We start from the raw sequence: 17,635 nt of genomic DNA, 5'->3' as shown, positions 1-17,635 counted from the left end.
TCGAGCTGGGGCAGGCTCAGAAATCCGTCACGACATGTCTCGAATGCGCCAATTGCACAGGTGTACAATATGGCTTCGTCCGGACTCCTAATCAATGGCGGGAGCAATTGTTCCACGATAATTTTGCGAGTGTGGTAACTATGCGTCTATCGCTCCCAATAGGGAACGGGTCCGTAAAGCTCGGCGAGATAGTCGATGAACAGCCGCACCTTGGCCGGCAGGAACTGCCGGCTGGGATAGACGGCCGACAGCGCGACATTCTGCGAGCTCTCATAGGCCGGCAGCACCTGCACCAAACGGCCGCTCCGGAGTTCATTGCCGATATCCCAGGTGGAGCGTAGCGCGATCCCGAGGCCGGCGATCACCGCCTCGCGGATCACTTCGCTGGAATTGGTGATGAGCATGCCCTCCGGGCGTAAGCTCAGCGGGCCCTCCGGCCCGTTCAGCCGCCAGGTGTCGTTGTTGTGCGCCGGCAGGCAGCGGTGGTGTTTCAGATCGTCGATGGTTCCGGGCTCGCCATGCGCGGCAAGGTAATCCGGCGAAGCACAGAGCAGCCGGCGCACCGGCGCCAGCCGGCGGGCGACGAGGCTGGAATCGGTGAGCTCGGCGATACGGATCGCCAGATCGAAGCCGCCGCCGACGATGTCGGAGAATTCGTCGGTCAGCACCAGGTTGATCGCAAGCTCCGGATGCGCCTCCATGAACTGCTTCAGATGCGGCGCGATATGCATGCGCCCGAAGGAGGTCGGCGCCGAAATCTTCAGCGTGCCGTGCATCTGCGCCGAGCGGCCGGAAATGTAGAACTCGGCCTCCTCCAGCCCGGCGAGAATGCCGAGGACGCGATCATAGAAACCCTGGCCGGCTTCGGTCAGCGAGATCTGCCGCGTCGTGCGCTGCAGAAGCCGGGTGCCGAGCCGATCCTCCAGCCTTTTGATCCGCTTGGAGACGACGGCCGGGGAAAAGCCGAGCGCGCGCCCGGCGAGCGACATGCTTCCCGTTGCGACGACCTTGGCAAAGATTTCGAGATCACCCAGATTGGTCATGAGGTTTACGACTTTTTCCCCTTTTGACATAAGTGCTTAGCATTTGCGCCGCTTTCGGGAAAGTGCTAAGCCGATGATCGGCGGCAGGCAGATTTGCGGGCCTCTTTCCGCCGTCATTTTCCGTCGTCAGGGCCAGGGAGAACGCCATGTCCGACGCCATTCCGTTTCTCGCCCCGCGCGCTGATGTTCTGGCGCGGCGCGCTCAGATCGTCGCCGATCTGAGCGACCTGCTGCCGCCGGAATGCCTGGTCCACGAGGCGCGCGAGCTGGTGCCGTTCGAAACCGATGCCTTCGTTTCCTACCGTCGCCTGCCGCTCGCCGTCGCGTTGCCGCGCACCACGGCCGAGGTGGCGGCCGTCATGCGCTATTGCCATCGCTATGGGATTCCCGTGGTGCCGCGCGGCGCCGGCACCTCGCTCTCCGGCGGCGCCATCCCGCAGGAGGATGCCGTCGTGCTCGGCCTGTCGAAGATGAACAGCATTCTCGAAATCGATCTGCCGAATCGCGTCGCCGTGGTGCAGGCTGGTGTTACCAACCTCAATATCTCCGAAGCTGTCTCCGCCGACGGCTTTTTCTATGCGCCCGATCCGAGTTCACAGCTTGCCTGCACGATCGGCGGCAATATCGGCATGAATTCCGGCGGCGCCCACTGTCTGAAATACGGCGTCACCACCAACAATCTGCTCGGCGTCAGAATGGTGCTGGTCGACGGTACGGTGATCGAACTCGGCGGTAAGGCGCTGGATGCGGCGGGTTACGATCTGCTCGGCTTGGTCTGCGGTCATGAAGGCCAGCTCGGCATCGTCACCGAGGCGACGGTGCGGCTGATCGCCAAGCCGGAAGGCGCGCGCCCCGTGCTCTTCGGCTTCGAAACCTCGGAAGAGGCCGGCGCCTGTGTTGCCGATGTCATCGCCGCCGGCATCATCCCGGTTGCGATCGAATTCATGGACAAGCCGGCGATCGAGATCTGCGAGGCCTTCGCCCATGCCGGCTATCCCCTCGATGTCGGGGCGCTGCTGATCGTCGAGGTCGAGGGTTCGGAAGCCGAGATGGACGCCACGCTGAAGGAGATCGTGGAGATCGCCCGCCGGCATGGCGTGAAGACCGTGCGTGAATGCCAGTCGGCGACGGAAGCGGCCTTGATTTGGAAAGGCCGCAAATCCGCCTTCGGCGCCACCGGCCGTATCGCCGACTATATCTGCATGGACGGCACCGTGCCGCTCAGCCAGCTTTCCCATGTGCTGAAGAGGACCGCCGAGATCGTCGACCACTACGGACTGCGCGTCGCCAACGTCTTCCATGCCGGCGACGGCAACATGCACCCGCTGATCCTCTTCAACGCCAATGACCCGGAGGATGCCGCCCGGGCGGAAGCGGCCGGCAACGACATTCTGAAGCTCTGCGTCGATGCCGGCGGCTGCTTGACCGGCGAGCACGGCGTCGGCATCGAGAAGCGCGACCTGATGCGGCATCAATATTCCGAGGCCGATCTCGCCCAGCAGATGGCGGTGCGCGCCGCCTTCGATCCCGGCTGGATCCTCAACCCGTCGAAAGTCTTCCCGCTCGAAGGGCGCCCTGCCGCATGATCGATCTGATGCCGACCAGCGAGGAACAGGCGGCGGCGATCGTCGCCGCCCATGCGGAAACGAACCGGCCGCTCGCCATCTGCGGCGGCGATACGCGCTCGGGTTTCGGCAATGCCGTTGCATCGGAAGACCGGCTGCGCTCGATCAGGCTTTCCGGCATCGTCGCCTACAATCCCGGCGAGATGGTCATGACCGTCCGCTCGGGCACGCCGCTTGCCGAGGTCGAGGCGGCGCTTGCCGAAAGCGGCCAGATGCTCGCCTTCGAGCCGATGGATCATCGCCCGGTCATGGCGAGGTCGGGCGAGCCGACGATCGGCGGCGTCTTCGCCGCCAATGTTTCCGGCCCGCGCCGCCTCATTGCTGGCGCTGCTCGCGACAGCCTGCTCGGCGTGCGCTTCGTCAATGGCAGGGGCGAGATCATCAAGGCCGGCGGCCGGGTGATGAAGAATGTCACCGGCCTCGATCTCGTCAAGCTGATCGCCGGCTCGCATGGCACGCTGGGTTTTATCACCGAAGTCACCTTCCGCGTGCCGCCGTCTCCGAAGACCGAGCGGACGGTGGTCTTGTCCGGCCTCAACGATGCCGAAGCGGCCAATGCCATGGCGGCGGCGATGGCGCTGCCGGTCGAGGTTTCGGGCGCGGCCCATCTGCCCCTGACGGTGACGTGGAAATTCCTCGCCGGCAAGCTGCCGGAAGGCGAGGCGACGGTGCTGCGTATCGAGGGACTGCCGGGCTCGGTCGACGTGCGCGTCGAAAAGCTTGCGGCGGCCATGTCTGCGTTTGCAACCGTTACCAGACTGGAGCAGCCGGAGAGCCGCAGGCTCTGGCAGGAAATCCGCGACGTGCTGCCCTATGCTGACGGCACCACGCGACCGGTCTGGCGAGTCTCGGTCGCCCCCGGCACCGGTCATCAGCTCGTCGCCGCCCTTCGTTTGGAGGCTGGCGTCGACGCCTTCTACGACTGGCAGGGCGGCCTCGTCTGGATGAGGATGGAAGCAGGCCCCGAAGCGGAACTGGTGCGCCGTTACATCAAGGCGCTCGGCGGCGGCCATGCGACGCTCATCCGCGCGTCGGCTGCGGCGAGGGCGGCAACGGCGGCCTTTCATCCGGAGCCCGAGGCAGTGTCGATGCTGTCGCGGCGGGTCAAGGAGAAGTTCGATCCGGCGGGGATTTTCAATCCGGGGAAGATGGGTGGCTGAGATGTTGTTTTCGAGCTATCTGGGAATATCGGCGTTGAGAGATGGTACTAAGGCTGGACTTGCTCCCTCTTCTCCCCAGCGCGGAGAAGGTGGCCCGAAGGGTCGGATGAGGGGGGCGGTACGGCAGATGTCATCTTCGCTTGCCGCTCAGATGCTCGCTCCTTTCGTCGCTCGCCCCCTCATCGCCTCGCTTTGCTCGGCACTTCTCCCCGCAGGGGAGAAGAGGGAGCAAGTGACTACCGCGCCGCTCCAGTGCAATGAAACTCGCCTGGAGACTGCGTGATGCAAACCAACTTCACCCCCGCCCAGCTCCTCGACCCCGATGTCGCCGAATCCGAGCAGATCCTGCGCAAATGCGTCCATTGCGGTTTCTGCACAGCCACCTGTCCCACCTATGTGACGCTCGGCAACGAGCTCGACAGCCCGCGTGGCCGCATCTATCTGATCAAGGACATGCTGGAAAACGGCCGTGCCGCCGATGCCGAGGTCGTTACTCATATCGACCGCTGCCTCTCTTGCTTGGCGTGTGTCACCACCTGTCCCTCGGGCGTCGACTACATGCATCTGGTCGATCACGCCCGCGCCCATATTGAAAAGACCTACAAGCGCCCGTTCATGAACCGGCTGACACGCGCCATCCTGGCTGCCGTACTGCCATATCCCGACCGGTTTCGCCTAGCGCTCAACCTCGCTCGCCTGGGGCGACCCTTTGCCGGTCTGATGCGCGGTAATACGCTGAAGCCCTTCGCCGCCATGCTGGCGCTTGCGCCGCGCCGCGTGCCCGCCGCTTCGGCCTTCGCAAAGCCCGGCACGCATGAGCCTGAGGCGCAGCGGCGCGGCCGGGTAGCCATCCTGACCGGTTGCGCCCAGCCGGTGCTCGACCCCGGGATCAACGAGGCGGCGATCCGGCTGCTCACGCGGCTCGGCATCGAGGTCGTGGTGCCGGAAGGCGAAGTCTGCTGCGGCTCGCTCGTCCATCACATGGGCCGCGCCGAGCAGGCGCTCGCCAGCGCACGGGCCAATGTCGATATCTGGACGCGCGAGATCGAAGGGCAGGGGCTCGACGCGATCATCATCACCGCCTCGGGCTGCGGCACGACGATCAAGGATTACGGCCACATGCTGCGCCTCGACCCCGCCTATGCCGCAAAGGCGGCGAGGGTTTCGGCGCTCGCCAAGGACGTCACCGAATATCTCGCGACCCTCGACCTGCCTGCGCATATGCCGAGGGGCCTCACGGTCGCCTATCATTCCGCCTGCTCCATGCAGCACGGCCAGCGCATCACCCTTGTGCCGAAGCAATTGCTGAAAGCGGCGGGCTTTACGGTGCGTGATCCCGCCGAAGGCCATCTCTGCTGCGGTTCCGCCGGCACCTACAATATCATGCAGCCTGACATTTCGGCGGCGCTGAAAGCGCGCAAAGTGAAGAACATCGAGGCCACCAAGGCCGATATCATCGCCACCGGCAATATCGGCTGCATCACCCAGATCGCCACCGGAACCAACATTCCGATCCTGCATACGGTTGAGCTTCTCGATTGGGCCTATGGCGGCGCTGTGCCTGAAAAATTAACGGGTTTGCCCTTAGGCTGAAACCTCTGACGGCCCGCCTGGCCGTTCTCGGGAGGTTAGGCGATGTGGCGCGGAATGATTGTTTTTGCGGGTTTGCTCGGGCAGGCGGGCATGGCCCACGCCGACAGCCGCTTTTTCTGCTCGGCCGATGACAAGCAGGCCCGTTTCACGCTCGAAAGCGGCTTCGAAAGCGATGCCGGCCATCGGCTCAACCATTTCCGCGGCGCGATCGTCGTCAAGGATCCGGCCCAGGCGACCGCATTCGGAAAGCGTGTTTTTGAATCGCAGCATCTGACCAATCATTGGTCCCATGACGGCGATCTGCTCCTGGAAGTCTTCGACGGGGGTGATGACGATACCGGCGGGGCAACGCTGGATCTGGTGGTGGTGGCCGGCGAGCGCGGCAAGGCCGCGGCAAATTTCGGCGGCACCTATTCCCTGACGATTGCAGGCGGCAGCGCGCCCTATGCCGTCGTGGGCAAGGTCAGCTGCGGCACGAAATAGCGCCGCAGCCGAACTTCAATTCATTACCAGTGGAACGATACGCCGACGTTGACGGCATTGGTGAAGATGTTGGTCTTCAGCCGGTCGCCGCTGTCGATCGGAACGTCGACGCGCGAATAGGTGCCCTTGTATTCGACGAAGGTCGACCAGCGCTCGGTCACCTTGAAGTCGACGCCGGCCTGAGCCTGCAGCGTCACGCCGCCGAATTCGTAAGCCCAGGTCTTGCCCTCGGGGCGAATCACTTCGACATGCGGAATGTTCACGCCGACACCGGCGCCGAGATAGGGCGTCCAGCGGCGGGTCGGATCCTGGAAGCGATAGAGACCGTTCACCGTGAGCAGGTTCAGGCCGTCGGTGAATTCGAAATGCGACCAGCCCGCTTTGGCGAGTGTGTCGTCGTCGGCATAGACCTTGTCATGGGTGTAATCGAGCGAAATACCCCAGTTCGGCTTGTTGAAGTTCTCGAGCCACCAGGTAACGCGGCCGCCGTAGTAAGGCGGGCTGCCGAAGGACTTGCCTTCCCAGCCGGCGGTGAAATGCGTGCCGTCCGAGACGTCGACGCCGCTGTGCGGCGCTGTCTGATAGCCGCCGTAAATGGAGAATTCCAGATCTTCCGCCGAGGCGGAGGCTGCTGAACAGATGGTGAAAAGCGCGATGCCCGCAAGCAGGGAAGCGGAGGAACGCAGCGCATATGTCATTGAATAGCCCCGATATTGCAAATATGTCGACTCTTAGGCACGTGTGCCAGCTTTCCGCCGTAAAGTCTAAGGAAAAGAAAAGGCGCGTCAAACCGCGCCTTTCGTTTTTTCGAAAGTGTTGCTCAGCCGCCGAACATCGTGCGCAGCACGTCGATACCCCTGTCCTCGAACGCCACCTTGCCCTGGCGGTTGCCGGGGCCGACGACGATCACCTTGGTGCCGACGGGGGCGCGATCGTAGAGATGCATTACGTCGGTGTTCATCATGCGGATGCAGCCGGAAGACATGTTGAGGCCGATCGTCCAGGGCTGGTTGGTGCCGTGGATGCGGAAGATGGTGTCGCGGCCGCCCTGGTAGAGATACATGGCGCGGGCGCCGAGCGGATTGTCCTCGCCGCCTTCCTGGAAAGCGGGAATGATGTGGCCCTTGGCGGCCTCGCGGCGGCGCATCTCGGCCGGCGGCGTCCAGCTCGGCCATTCGGCCTTGCGGCCGATCTTGACGATGCCCGACCAGCCGAAGCCGTCGCGGCCGACGCCGATGCCGTAGCGGGTGGCGCGGTTGTTGCCCTCGATGAGGTAGAGATACTTGTTGTTGGTATCGACGATGACGGTGCCGACCGCTTCCGTCGTCACCAGGCGCACTTTCTTGCGCTTGAACTGCGGCTTCACATATTTCGGCATCTGCGCCACGCGCACGATCTGCGCCGGCCGCTGTGCGCCGTCGGAAGCCGGGCCGGCAGGCGCGGCCAAGGCTGACGTAGACATCAAGGACAGGACAAGTCCGGCCGCGGCCAGTCCCGGCATCAATTTGATCATATTTGGTTCCCCTCAAGCAAATCCGCTCGAAGCTACATGATCTTTTGCCCGATTCAAGATCGGTATGGCCGGATAAAGCAATTTTGGCGAGTGGGGCCGCTTGTTCTTGCCGCCCCCAAGCTATTGCAGGCGCCGTTACATGACGATGACGCGGGTTCCGACGTTGACGCGGTCGTAGAGATCGACGACGTCCTCGTTGCGCAGGCGGATACAGCCGGAAGAAACGGCGCTGCCGATCGACCAGGGCGCATTGGTGCCGTGGATGCGGTAGAGCGTCGAGCCGAGATACATGGCGCGTGCGCCGAGCGGGTTTTCCGGGCCGCCGTCCATGCGTGCCGGCAAATAGTGGCCCTTGGCGGCTTCGCGGCTGATCATCTCGGAAGGCGGCGTCCAGTCCGGCCATTCCGTCTTGCGGGTGATCTTGTGGACACCCGCCCATTCGAAGCCCGGCTTGCCGACGCCGACGCCGTAGCGCCGCGCCTTGCCGCCTTCCATCACCAGGTAGAGAAAGCGGTTGTTGGTATCGATGACGATCGTGCCGGGGTTTTCTTTGGTGTCGTAGTCGACCATCTGCGGCAGGAATTGCGGCTCGATCGGATTGCGGATCGACGGTATGCCGGGCTTGATCGCCGAAACGGTCTGAGGTGCCGCCTGCGGCGCCTGACGCAGGGCGCGGCGCTGGAAGAGGCCGCGCTGCTGCCGCTGGACGACCGGTCGCTGATAGACGACGGGGCGAACCGTGCCGCCGAGCTGATTGATCCATGGTGCGGTCAGGTCGGGGCTGAGCACGACGGGCGGGCGGGTGGCGTAGCGGTCGTCTGCAAGGGCGGCCGTGGAGAAGATGCCGGCAAGGGCTGCGGCGAGAACAAGGTGTTTCATCATCGGACGAACTCTCTACAAATGACCGAAAATGCGCTGGCGGGACATCGCCGCCCGCTGAGACGCTGCCACCCTATCCGCCAGCGAATGGTAAAGATCGAATCATGAAAAGCCGACCGACCGGATAAACTTTTCGTCAGGGTTATCGATCGGTTTGGAAAGACGGTTTGCAAATGGTAAAGCCGGAATCAGAACCGGAGAACGGGGCCGACCCCGGAGAACGAAGCGGACATGAGCACGACTGGCATCATCATCGGCGAGGACGGCAGGAGCCGCTGCCACTGGCACGCCAACCTGCCGGACTATCTCAGGTATCACGATGAGGAATGGGGCCGCCCCGTCACCGACGACATCCGCCTCTTCGAGAAGATCTGCCTCGAAGGCTTCCAATCCGGCCTTTCCTGGCTGACCATCCTGCGCAAGCGGGAGAATTTTCGCGCCGCCTTCGCCGGTTTCGATTTCGAGAAGGTCGCCCTCTTCGGCGAGGGGGATGTGGCGCGCTGCCTTGCCGATGCCGGCATCATCCGTCATCGCGGCAAGATCGTCTCCACGATCAACAATGCCAGGCGCGCCATCGAGCTCCGCGACGAATTCGGCTCGCTCGCCCATTATTTCTGGCGTTACGAGCCCGGCCATAACGAGCGGCCGGCTGTGGTCGACCGGGACCACATCGTCGCCAATCCGACGACGCCGACGTCGGCGGTCATTTCGAAAGATCTGAAGAAACGCGGCTGGACCTTTGTCGGCCCGACCACAGTTTATGCCTTCATGCAGGCGATGGGTCTCGTCAACGATCATCTGGAGGGCTGTTATTGCCGGCCCGAGGTGGAGGCGATGCGCAGCGCTCTGGTGCGCCCATGAGAGATGCATTGATGAGAACCATGATCGCCGCCGCTACGCTGTTTCTGCTGACGGCCCCAGCCATGGCGCAGGCGCCGCAGCTCGAACCGGGCGAGAAGCTGGAGAAGCTGCAATTCCCTGCGGTCGCCATGCAGCTGAAGGGCTGGACGAAGTTCGGCAACAGCCACGTCTATACGCTGCCGGTGCGCGCAGGCCAGCATGTGAAGGTCAGCTTTGCCACGAAGAGCAAATATGCCTTTCTGGCGATTTTCGACCTGTCGAAACCCGATGACGAGGCTTTCTTCGGCACCGACGAAGACGGCATGAACTTCGAGACGACGGTCAAGGAAAACGCGACCTGGCTGCTGCGGCCTTATTATTCCAAGGTCTCGCCGCGCCGCGGCCTCGGCGCTCCCTTCAGCGTCCTGATCGAGCCTTTGGCGGCCGCCCCGCAGCAGCCGCAGCCGGCGGCCGAGCCGGAGCGCCCATCGCTCTTTCCGAAGGCGCCCCCCAGGCAATAAGCGCTTCGATCCGGGCTTAGAGCATGTCGCGCAAAAGTGTGCAGCGGTTTTGCGGATAACGACATGCGTAAAAACAAAGACCTAAAGCGCGGGGAGCGAATCTGAAAGATCGCGAGGCGCTTTAGGCCAGCCGGTCGATCAGGTCGCGCAATTCACCGAGATGGCCGATCTTGCGAAAGCGTGGCGCCTCCGTCGGCTCGTCGACATGTTCCAGCACCCAGGTCAGCTCATGCGGCACGAAGACGCCGTAGCTGCCGGCGGCGATGGCCGGCACGATGTCCGATTTCAGCGAATTGCCGACCATCATCGCCCGCTCCGGCCCGTCGCCCACCTTGGCGAAGATGCGGCGGTAGGTGACGGCCGTCTTGTCGGAGACGATTTCGATGGCGTCGAAGAAGTCGCCGAGCCCGGATTGGGCAAGCTTGCGCTCCTGGTCGAAGAGATCGCCCTTGGTGATCATGACGAGCAGATATTTGCCGGCAAGCGCCTCCAGCGTGTCGCGCACATGCGGCATGGTCTCGACCGGATGGTTGAGCAGATCGCGGCCGGTATCGAGGATCTTGGCGATGACGCTTGCGGGGACCTTGCCCTCGGTGATTTCGATCGCCGTCTCGACCATCGACAGCGTGAAGCCCTTGATGCCGAAGCCGTAATGGCGAAGGTTGCGTTTTTCCGCCTCCAGCAGCCGTTCGGAAATCTTCGGTCCTTCGGCGAAATCCGCAAGCAATTTCGTGAAATGCTCTTCCGTCAGCCGGTAATATTGTTCGTTCTGCCAGAGCGTGTCGTCGGCATCGAAGCCGATCGTGGTCAGTGGACGCGTCGCCATATGCGCACCTCTTGAAATAGGGCCGGCAATCTATCGGCCGCCTGTGTCGAGACAAGGGCGATTACCTCAAGCTGCGGCAAGTCGCGGCGTTGAAAAGCGCCGCCGCCGCACTACATCGAGGTTGCCTCACCCTGCAGCCAGCTACGGCTGTGCCTGTCACGCGCAGGCCAATAATCAAAAAATGAAGTTCGCCAGTTCGCAAGCCCCTCTTGCGGCAGACACAAGGGAATTTTCGACCATGCGTTACAATCAGCTCGGAAATACGGGACTTTTCGTCTCGGAAATTTGTTTGGGCACCATGACTTTCGGCGAAGCCAAGCAAGGCAGCGCCTGGGGCGCCATCGCCGACGTCGACCAGAATGCCGCCGACCGGATCGTCGAGCGCTCGCTGGCATCGGGTGTCAATTTCATCGATACGGCCGACGTCTATTCTTTCGGCGAGTCCGAAAGGCTGCTCGGCCAGGCGCTGAAGAACCTCGACGTGCCCCGCAAGGACGTCGTCATCGCCACCAAGGTCTATGGCGTCATGGGCGACAAGCCGAACGACCGCGGCGCCTCGCGCGGCCACATCATGGATTCCGTCGAGGCGAGCCTGAAGCGCCTGCAGACCGATCATATCGACCTCTACCAGATCCACGCGACCGATACGGTCACGCCGATCGAGGAGACGCTGCGGGCCTTCGACGATCTCGTCTCCCGCGGCCTCGTGCGTTATATCGGCGTCTCCAACTGGCAGGCTTGGCGCATTTCCAAGGCGCTCGGCCTCTCCGAACGCCGCGGCTTTGCCCGTTTTGAGAGCGTGCAGGCCTATTATTCCATCGCCGGCCGTGATCTCGAACGCGATATCGTGCCGATGATGCAGGAGGAGAAGCTCGGCCTGATGGTCTGGTCGCCGCTTGCCGGCGGCCTGCTCTCGGGCAAATACGGTCCCGGCGCGCCCGGCAACGGCGAGGGCCGCCGCGCCAATTTCGATTTCCCGCCGGTCGACAAGGACAAGGCCTGGGCCTGCGTCGCTGTCATGCGCGAAATCGCCGAAAAGCACGGCGTCAGCGTCGCCACCGTGGCGCTCGCCTATATCCTCGCCAAGCCTTTCGTCACCTCTGTCATCATCGGCGCCAAGCGTGTCGACCAGCTCGACCAGAACCTGGCGGCGGTCAAGCTGAAGCTTGATGAGGGGGATATGAAGAGGCTCGACGAGGTGAGCGCCCTTGCGCCCGAATATCCCGCCTGGATGCTGGCGCGACAGGGCGCTGGCCGCCGCCCGGCCGATTTCGAACCGAAGGGCTGACAGCGCGGCTGAACTGCTGGGAAACGCCTGATATCAGGCGTTCCCCAGTTTGTTGACAAAGTCTCCTCCGTCATGCTCGGCCTTGTGCCGAGCATCTAACCCCCGCAATTGTTTGACAGGAAACATTTATGTTCAGATGCTTAATTGGAGCTGCGTAGATCCAGGCACAAGGCCGAGGATGACGTCGTGGGTGTTGCCGCGGTTTGTCAGCAGCCTCTGGGAACGCCTGAAACAGGCGCTCCCTTCCCTTAATCATGTTACTTGCCGTGGGCCTTGAGCCAGGCATTCATCTCGGCGATCTCGGCTTCCTGCGCCTTGATCACGGCTTCGGCGAGCTTGCGGATCTCAGGATCCTTGCCGTATTGCAGCTCGATCTTGGCCATATCGATCGCGCCTTGATGATGGGGGATCATTCCGCGGACGAAATCCGTATCGGCGTCGCCGCTATATTTCATCATCATATCCTTATGCATCTTGTCGTTCGCCATCTTGAACGCCTGGCTGGAGGCATCGTGGCCGGCCATCGGCTTGCTCATGTCCATCGGCATGTCTTCGGCAAGGGCGGGGACGGCAAGGGTGGCGAACATTGCGGTGAGGGCGATGATTTTCAAAGACATGAGAGTTCCTTCCTCTGTCTGACGATAGATTTCCCGGGCAGCCATCGCTGCCATTCTGCATGAATGAATGCGAGGTCAGGCCAGTCGGGGAGGGGGCGCCAGCGGAGCAGGGCGGTTGTCATAGAGAACGCGGGCAAGCGCCGGAGCGGGATAGGCGAAAACCGGCTTTGCGCCAGCGGTCGCCATAGCCGCCGGCGGCAGCAGCAGACAGGCTGCGCAAAGCGGCATATGCGCCGCCCTGCCGGTAGCGCAGGGATCTTGCAAAGCTTTTGCCTGGCCCGCCGCTTCGGGCATATCCATCCCCGCCATCGCGTGGTCCATGGTGCCCTGGTCCACGGAGGCGGACTTCGCCGTCGCCGGCCCGTTCATTGATGCGCATGTCGGACACCCCGCCCATGCGGACATGGCACTGTAGACCAGCCAGCCGAGTATCATCGTTATCAGAGCGAGCGTGCGCATGGTCTTCTATGTAGGCACATGCCGGCTTAAACCAAGTCCGGAGCGTGAATCTCGATCGATCGCGGTCGCCGCCCCGCTTTTTACCAGGCGGCGACGACCCTGTGCTCGATGCGGTAATCCCTGCTTTCCTCGCCGAGCGGCGCGACCGGCCATGTCCAGGCTGCTTTTGCCGGTGGCGGCGAGACGCCGTGCAGCAGGTCGGCCTCCTCATGCGTTTTGCCGTTGCGGTCGATGACGGCATAGGAAATATCGGTCACCAGGCAATGGCGGCAGGCAAGCCCCGAGAGCCCGTCAAGATGCGCGCCGATCAGCCTTTCCACGGTATCTTCAGGCATTCGACCGGCGTCGGCCTCGTGCCGCCGTTTCACGCCGCGGCCGATCTGCGACAGCAGATTGGCGGAAACCACGAAATCGAGATAGGGCACGGAGCGCAGGAAGCCGAGCGGTTCCGGCTCGCCTCCGGCCGCAAGCTCGTCATAGCCGGAAAGATCGCGCTCGATCAGCCTGATATTGCGATAGCCTTTGGCCGTAAGCCACAGGCGCACCGAGGCGAGATGAACGAGATCGATGAGGACGACGGTGTCGAAGCTCCTTGCCAGTTCCTCGATCGGCACGTCCCGCAACAGGCCGGAACCGAGCACCACGGCGGTGCGCTTCTGCCTGAGACCGGCCGCCGCCGCCCGGATCGCATCGCGGCTCATCTCTTCATGCCCAGCCCAATCCTTGGCGCAGCGGCCGGCGCGGGACCAGAGATTGACGGAATAGCGGATGAACTTTCGGTGCGGCTTGCCGGTAAGCGGCAAGGTCGCGGCATAGAGAAGCGCTTCAGCGATCATGATGCATATCCCGCATTGCTGATGGATGCCCCTTCGTTCAATCGATTCTCGCAGCCACATCAAGACCCTTCGCCCTTGCCGCTCCCCGCCCGATCGGTTAGGAAACCGCCACTGTCACAGTCAGCGGAACTCCCGGAAATGAACGACAAGCAGAAGAAACCGCAAAAGCTCAAGGCCCGCCTGCCGCGCGGCTTCGTCGACCGTGCGGCCGACGATATCCGCGCCGTCAACGAGATGACGGCAAAGATCCGGGAAGTCTATGAGCATTATGGTTTCGATCCTGTGGAAACGCCGCTGTTCGAATATACCGATGCGCTGGGCAAGTTCCTGCCCGACAGCGACCGGCCGAACGAGGGCGTCTTCTCGCTGCAGGACGACGACGAGCAATGGATGTCGCTGCGTTACGACCTGACGGCGCCGCTCGCCCGTCATGTCGCGGAAAATTTCAACGAGATCCAGCTTCCCTACCGCACTTATCGCGCCGGTTATGTCTTCCGCAACGAGAAGCCAGGCCCGGGCCGCTTCCGCCAGTTCATGCAGTTCGACGCCGATACGGTCGGCGCGCCTGGTGTTCAGGCCGATGCCGAAATGTGCATGATGATGGCCGATACGCTGGAAGCTCTCGGCATCAAGCGCGGCGACTACGTCATCCGCGTCAACAACCGCAAGGTTCTGGACGGCGTGCTGGAGGCGATCGGTCTCGGCGGCGACGACAAGGCCGGCCAGCGGCTCAACGTGCTGCGCGCCATCGACAAGCTCGACAAGTTCGGGCCGGAAGGTGTGGCGCTGCTGCTCGGTCCCGGCCGCAAGGATGAATCCGGCGACTTCACCAAGGGCGCCGGCCTCAATCAGGAGCAGATCGACAAGGTGCTGTTCTTCGTCGGCATCAAGGATTATGCCGAAAGCGCAGCAAGCCTTGCCGAACTCGTCGCCGGAACCTCCAAGGGTGTCGAAGGCGTCGAGGAGCTGAATTTCATCGGCGCGCTCGTCACGAGCGCCGGTTACGGCTCCGACCGCATCAAGATCGACCCTTCGGTCGTTCGCGGCCTCGAATATTATACCGGCCCGGTCTACGAAGCCGAGCTTCTGTTCGACGTCACCAACGAGAAGGGCGAGAAGGTCGTCTTCGGCTCCGTCGGCGGCGGTGGCCGGTATGACGGCCTCGTCTCCCGCTTCATGGGCCAGCCGGTTCCGGCGACAGGCTTTTCGATCGGCGTCTCGCGCCTGATGACGGCGCTGAAGAACCTCGGCAAGCTCGGTGCGAGCGCGGTCATCGAGCCGGTGCTGGTGACTGTCATGGACGGCGACGTCGAGGCGATGGGCCGCTACCAGAAGATGACGCAGCAACTGCGCGCCGCCGGCATCCGGGCCGAGATGTTCCAGGGCAACTGGAAGAAATTCGGCAACCAGCTGAAATATGCCGACCGCCGCGGCTGCCCCGTCGCCATCATCCAGGGCGGCGACGAACGCGCCGAGGGCGTCGTGCAGATCAAGGATCTGATCGAGGGCAAGCGGCTCTCCGGCGAGATCGAGGACAATGCCAGCTGGCGCGAAGCCCGCGTGGCGCAGGAGACGGTTGCTGAAGCCGATCTCGTCGCCAAGGTGAAGGAGATCCTTGCCGCGCAGGCGGAGGATCGGAAGAGGGCGACGAATGCGCAGTAGACCCCTCCCCAACCCCTCCCCACAAGGGGGAGGGGCTTCACGCGGCGCCGTTGTGCCCAACTCGACGTTCGCTTCGCCCACGGCGCTCTCGATTCGTTTCGACGGTTGCCGCGAGTTAGTCCCTCCCCCTTGTGGGGAGGGGTTGGGGAGGGGTCTTCTCCCGGGAGCGATCCAATGCCCCTGATCAACCTCCCCGAATTCGCCGCCGACCTGCTGGCCGAATTTACCACGCGTAACGCCGAGCGCATCGACACGCCTGTCATCCAGCCGGCCGAACCCTTCCTCGACATCGCCGGCGAAGACCTTCGCCGCCGCATCTTCATGACCGAGAGCGAAACCGGCGCCAGCCTCTGCCTGCGGCCCGAATTCACCATTCCCGTCTGTCTGCGCCATATCGAAACCGCGACCGGCACGCCGAAACGTTATGCCTATCTCGGCGAGGTTTTCCGCCAGCGCCGCGACGGCGCCAACGAATTCTATCAGGCCGGCATCGAGGATCTGGGCGATATCAATCTTGCCAGCGCCGATGCCCGCGCCATCGGCGACGCCACCGGCATTCTCGCCCGTCTGCTGCCGGGCCGGCGCCTGTCGGTGACACTTGGCGATCAGGCGGTGTTCGAGGCGGTCGTGCAGGCGCTTGGCCTGCCGCTCGGCTGGCAGAAGCGCCTGATCCATGCCTTCGGCAACATGACGCAGCTGGAGGCGCTGCTCGCCAGCCTCGTCAGCCCGCAATTCGTCACCGGACTTGACGACGATATCGCCAGGCTTGTCGCAGCAGGCGACGAACAGGCGCTGATCGCCCATATCGAGCACGAAATGCAGGCGACGGGTTACTCGACCAATGCCAGCCGCTCGCCGCTGGAAATCGCCCGCAGGCTGAGGGAAAAGTTGATCCTCTCCGAAACACGTCTCGACGACGCGGCCTTCCACGTGCTGGAAGAATTCCTGTCGCTCGACGTGCCGCTCGTCAACGCGTCCGCGGCCCTTGCCGGTTTCGCCGACGCGGCCGGCCTGAAACTCGGCAACGCGCTCTCCCGTTTCAACGGACGGGTCGCGGCCCTTGCCAATGCCGGCGTCGATCTCTCCAGTCTTGGCTACCGCGCCGCCTTCGGGCGGCCGCTCGACTATTACACCGGCCTCGTCTTCGAGGTGAAGGCGGAGGGTTCGGCCGCGGTTCTGGCCGGCGGCGGCCGCTTCGACAAGCTCCTGACGTTCCTCGGTGCGACGGACCGCATTCCGGCCGTCGGCTTCTCCTTCTGGCTCGACCGCATCGAAACCGAAAGGGCAGCCGCATGACCATCACCATCGCGCTTCCCTCCAAGGGCCGGATGAAGGACGACGCTTCGGCGATCTTCGAACGTGCCGGCTTGCGGATCACGGCCGTCGGCAACGACCGCTCCTATCGCGGCCGCGTCGAAGGCCGGGACGATGTCGAGGTCGCCTTCCTCTCGGCTTCCGAAATTTCCCGTGAGCTCGGCAACGGCACCGTCGATTTCGGCGTCACCGGTGAGGATCTGATGCGGGAAGGTTTTGCAGAGGTCGACAAGCGCGTCGAATTCTGCGCCCGCCTTGGCTTCGGCCATGCCGATGTCGTCGTTGCCGTGCCTGAGATCTGGCTCGACGTCGAGACCATGGCCGATCTCGGCGATGTTGCTGCCGATTTCCGCGCCCGCCACTCCAGGCGCCTTGCCATCGCCACCAAATACTGGCGGCTGACCCAGCAGTTCTTTTCGAGCCAGCACGGCATCCAGCTTTACCGCATCGTCGAAAGCCTCGGCGCGACCGAAGGGGCGCCCGCGTCCGGTTCGGCGGATATCATCGTCGATATCACCTCCACCGGCTCGACGCTGCGCGCCAACCACCTGAAGGTGCTCCAGGACGGCGTCATCCTGCATTCACAGGCCTGCCTCGTGCGCGCCCGCCGGGAAAGCCATGCGGATGAGCCGGCGGTGCAGGCGATCATCGACGCGGTGCGCGCCGTCCTCTGATCTCAATCATCGAGGCATAGAAAAACCCGCCGTCGGATGACGGCGGGTTTCGTATTTGCGGGAGGATGTCTGCTAGAGCAATTCCAGCAAAAGTGTGCAGCGGTTGTCTAATCGCATTGCCTTAGTCAAGGCTGTTTTGTCATTAGGCATCGGCGCCGCTTTTGGGGACGGCGTAGCGCGGTGGATTCGATTGGTTGGGCGATGTTGTCTTCAAAGCTGTCCAGCGCCGGGAGCAGGGTTGTCTGCGCGGTCGGCACACGGCCGCCGCATGATGGGTCTTCGCAGGCAGGACCTTCCTATGT

General features: G+C 63.2%; 18 protein-coding genes. 10 read left to right on the top strand and 8 right to left on the bottom strand.

Features of this window, described 5'->3' with window-relative positions; all coding sequences use genetic code 11:
• Window positions 1-146: 146 nt before the first annotated feature.
• On the bottom strand, window positions 147-1,043 hold the full coding sequence (locus QD408_RS17525; RefSeq protein WP_088680570.1) for a LysR family transcriptional regulator: 897 nt from the start codon (window positions 1,041-1,043) through the stop codon (window positions 147-149).
• Window positions 1,044-1,189: 146 nt separating this feature from the next.
• Between QD408_RS17525 and QD408_RS17520 the strand changes: the two genes are divergently transcribed.
• The 4 genes from QD408_RS17520 to QD408_RS17505 all read left to right on the top strand — a co-directional run bounded on the left by QD408_RS17520 (window position 1,190) and on the right by QD408_RS17505 (window position 5,904).
• The gene (locus QD408_RS17520; protein WP_088680571.1) at window positions 1,190-2,629 is read left to right on the top strand and encodes an FAD-linked oxidase C-terminal domain-containing protein; all 1,440 of its coding nucleotides are present in this window, start codon (window positions 1,190-1,192) and stop codon (window positions 2,627-2,629) included.
• Window positions 2,626-3,828, top strand: a complete 1,203-nt coding sequence (gene glcE, locus QD408_RS17515) for a glycolate oxidase subunit GlcE (protein WP_414140170.1) — start codon at window positions 2,626-2,628, stop codon at window positions 3,826-3,828. Before QD408_RS17520 ends, glcE begins: the two co-directional genes overlap by 4 nt.
• Window positions 3,829-4,110: 282 nt before the next feature.
• Window positions 4,111-5,421 carry a glycolate oxidase subunit GlcF gene (gene glcF, locus QD408_RS17510; RefSeq protein ID WP_414140169.1) on the top strand — a complete coding sequence of 437 codons (1,311 nt, stop codon included), beginning with the start codon at window positions 4,111-4,113 and terminating at the stop codon, window positions 5,419-5,421.
• A gap of 42 nt (window positions 5,422-5,463) precedes the next feature.
• A complete protein-coding gene (locus QD408_RS17505) occupies window positions 5,464-5,904 on the top strand; it encodes a hypothetical protein (RefSeq protein WP_088680574.1) in 441 nt (146 codons plus the stop codon).
• A gap of 23 nt (window positions 5,905-5,927) precedes the next feature.
• Here QD408_RS17505 and QD408_RS17500 read toward each other — a convergent pair whose 3' ends face one another.
• The 3 genes from QD408_RS17500 to QD408_RS17490 form a co-directional block, all read right to left on the bottom strand.
• Window positions 5,928-6,602: an outer membrane protein gene (locus tag QD408_RS17500; protein ID WP_088680829.1), complete on the bottom strand. Its 675-nt coding sequence runs from the start codon at window positions 6,600-6,602 to the stop codon at window positions 5,928-5,930.
• Window positions 6,603-6,724: 122 nt separating this feature from the next.
• The gene (locus QD408_RS17495) at window positions 6,725-7,417 is read right to left on the bottom strand and encodes a L,D-transpeptidase (RefSeq protein WP_414140168.1); all 693 of its coding nucleotides are present in this window, start codon (window positions 7,415-7,417) and stop codon (window positions 6,725-6,727) included.
• Window positions 7,418-7,552: 135 nt separating this feature from the next.
• A complete protein-coding gene (locus QD408_RS17490) occupies window positions 7,553-8,299 on the bottom strand; it encodes a L,D-transpeptidase (protein WP_414140167.1) in 747 nt (248 codons plus the stop codon).
• Between the two features lie 228 nt (window positions 8,300-8,527).
• Here QD408_RS17490 and QD408_RS17485 point away from each other — a divergent pair, with 228 nt between their 5' ends.
• Together QD408_RS17485 and QD408_RS17480 are read left to right on the top strand one after the other, a co-directional pair.
• The gene (locus QD408_RS17485; protein ID WP_414140166.1) at window positions 8,528-9,157 is read left to right on the top strand and encodes a DNA-3-methyladenine glycosylase I; all 630 of its coding nucleotides are present in this window, start codon (window positions 8,528-8,530) and stop codon (window positions 9,155-9,157) included.
• Window positions 9,154-9,657, top strand: coding sequence for a hypothetical protein (locus QD408_RS17480; RefSeq protein WP_414140165.1), 504 nt, complete (start codon window positions 9,154-9,156; stop codon window positions 9,655-9,657). Before QD408_RS17485 ends, QD408_RS17480 begins: the two co-directional genes overlap by 4 nt.
• 121 nt (window positions 9,658-9,778) lie before the next feature.
• On the opposite strand, the gene QD408_RS17475 is transcribed toward QD408_RS17480, so the two are convergent.
• Window positions 9,779-10,483, bottom strand: coding sequence for an HAD family hydrolase (locus QD408_RS17475; protein WP_088680578.1), 705 nt, complete (start codon window positions 10,481-10,483; stop codon window positions 9,779-9,781).
• A gap of 238 nt (window positions 10,484-10,721) precedes the next feature.
• Here QD408_RS17475 and QD408_RS17470 point away from each other — a divergent pair, with 238 nt between their 5' ends.
• Window positions 10,722-11,771, top strand: coding sequence for an aldo/keto reductase (locus QD408_RS17470; RefSeq protein WP_414140164.1), 1,050 nt, complete (start codon window positions 10,722-10,724; stop codon window positions 11,769-11,771).
• Window positions 11,772-12,028: 257 nt separating this feature from the next.
• Here QD408_RS17470 and QD408_RS17465 read toward each other — a convergent pair whose 3' ends face one another.
• From QD408_RS17465 to QD408_RS17455, 3 genes are all read right to left on the bottom strand, one after another.
• Window positions 12,029-12,388: a DUF305 domain-containing protein gene (locus QD408_RS17465; protein ID WP_414140163.1), complete on the bottom strand. Its 360-nt coding sequence runs from the start codon at window positions 12,386-12,388 to the stop codon at window positions 12,029-12,031.
• Between the two features lie 75 nt (window positions 12,389-12,463).
• A complete protein-coding gene (locus QD408_RS17460) occupies window positions 12,464-12,847 on the bottom strand; it encodes a hypothetical protein (RefSeq protein ID WP_414140162.1) in 384 nt (127 codons plus the stop codon).
• Window positions 12,848-12,927: 80 nt separating this feature from the next.
• The gene (locus QD408_RS17455; RefSeq protein WP_414140161.1) at window positions 12,928-13,683 is read right to left on the bottom strand and encodes a hypothetical protein; all 756 of its coding nucleotides are present in this window, start codon (window positions 13,681-13,683) and stop codon (window positions 12,928-12,930) included.
• Between the two features lie 138 nt (window positions 13,684-13,821).
• On the opposite strand from QD408_RS17455, the gene hisS reads away from it, so the two are divergent.
• The 3 genes from hisS (at window position 13,822) to hisG (ending at window position 17,333) form a co-directional block, all read left to right on the top strand.
• A complete protein-coding gene (hisS, locus tag QD408_RS17450) occupies window positions 13,822-15,345 on the top strand; it encodes a histidine--tRNA ligase (RefSeq protein WP_414140160.1) in 1,524 nt (507 codons plus the stop codon).
• A gap of 174 nt (window positions 15,346-15,519) precedes the next feature.
• Window positions 15,520-16,641: an ATP phosphoribosyltransferase regulatory subunit gene (locus QD408_RS17445; RefSeq protein ID WP_088680584.1), complete on the top strand. Its 1,122-nt coding sequence runs from the start codon at window positions 15,520-15,522 to the stop codon at window positions 16,639-16,641.
• Window positions 16,638-17,333, top strand: coding sequence for an ATP phosphoribosyltransferase (hisG, locus tag QD408_RS17440; protein WP_414140159.1), 696 nt, complete (start codon window positions 16,638-16,640; stop codon window positions 17,331-17,333). The genes QD408_RS17445 and hisG overlap by 4 nt, the downstream gene beginning before the upstream one ends.
• The last annotated feature ends 302 nt before the right edge of the window (window positions 17,334-17,635 follow it).

Origin of the sequence: Rhizobium sp. BR 249, from assembly GCF_047445895.1 — a bacterium.
Lineage (GTDB): Bacteria > Pseudomonadota > Alphaproteobacteria > Rhizobiales > Rhizobiaceae > Rhizobium.
The sequence above is the reverse complement of the archived record's forward strand: the minus strand, read 5'-3'. Positions and strand labels throughout refer to the sequence as shown.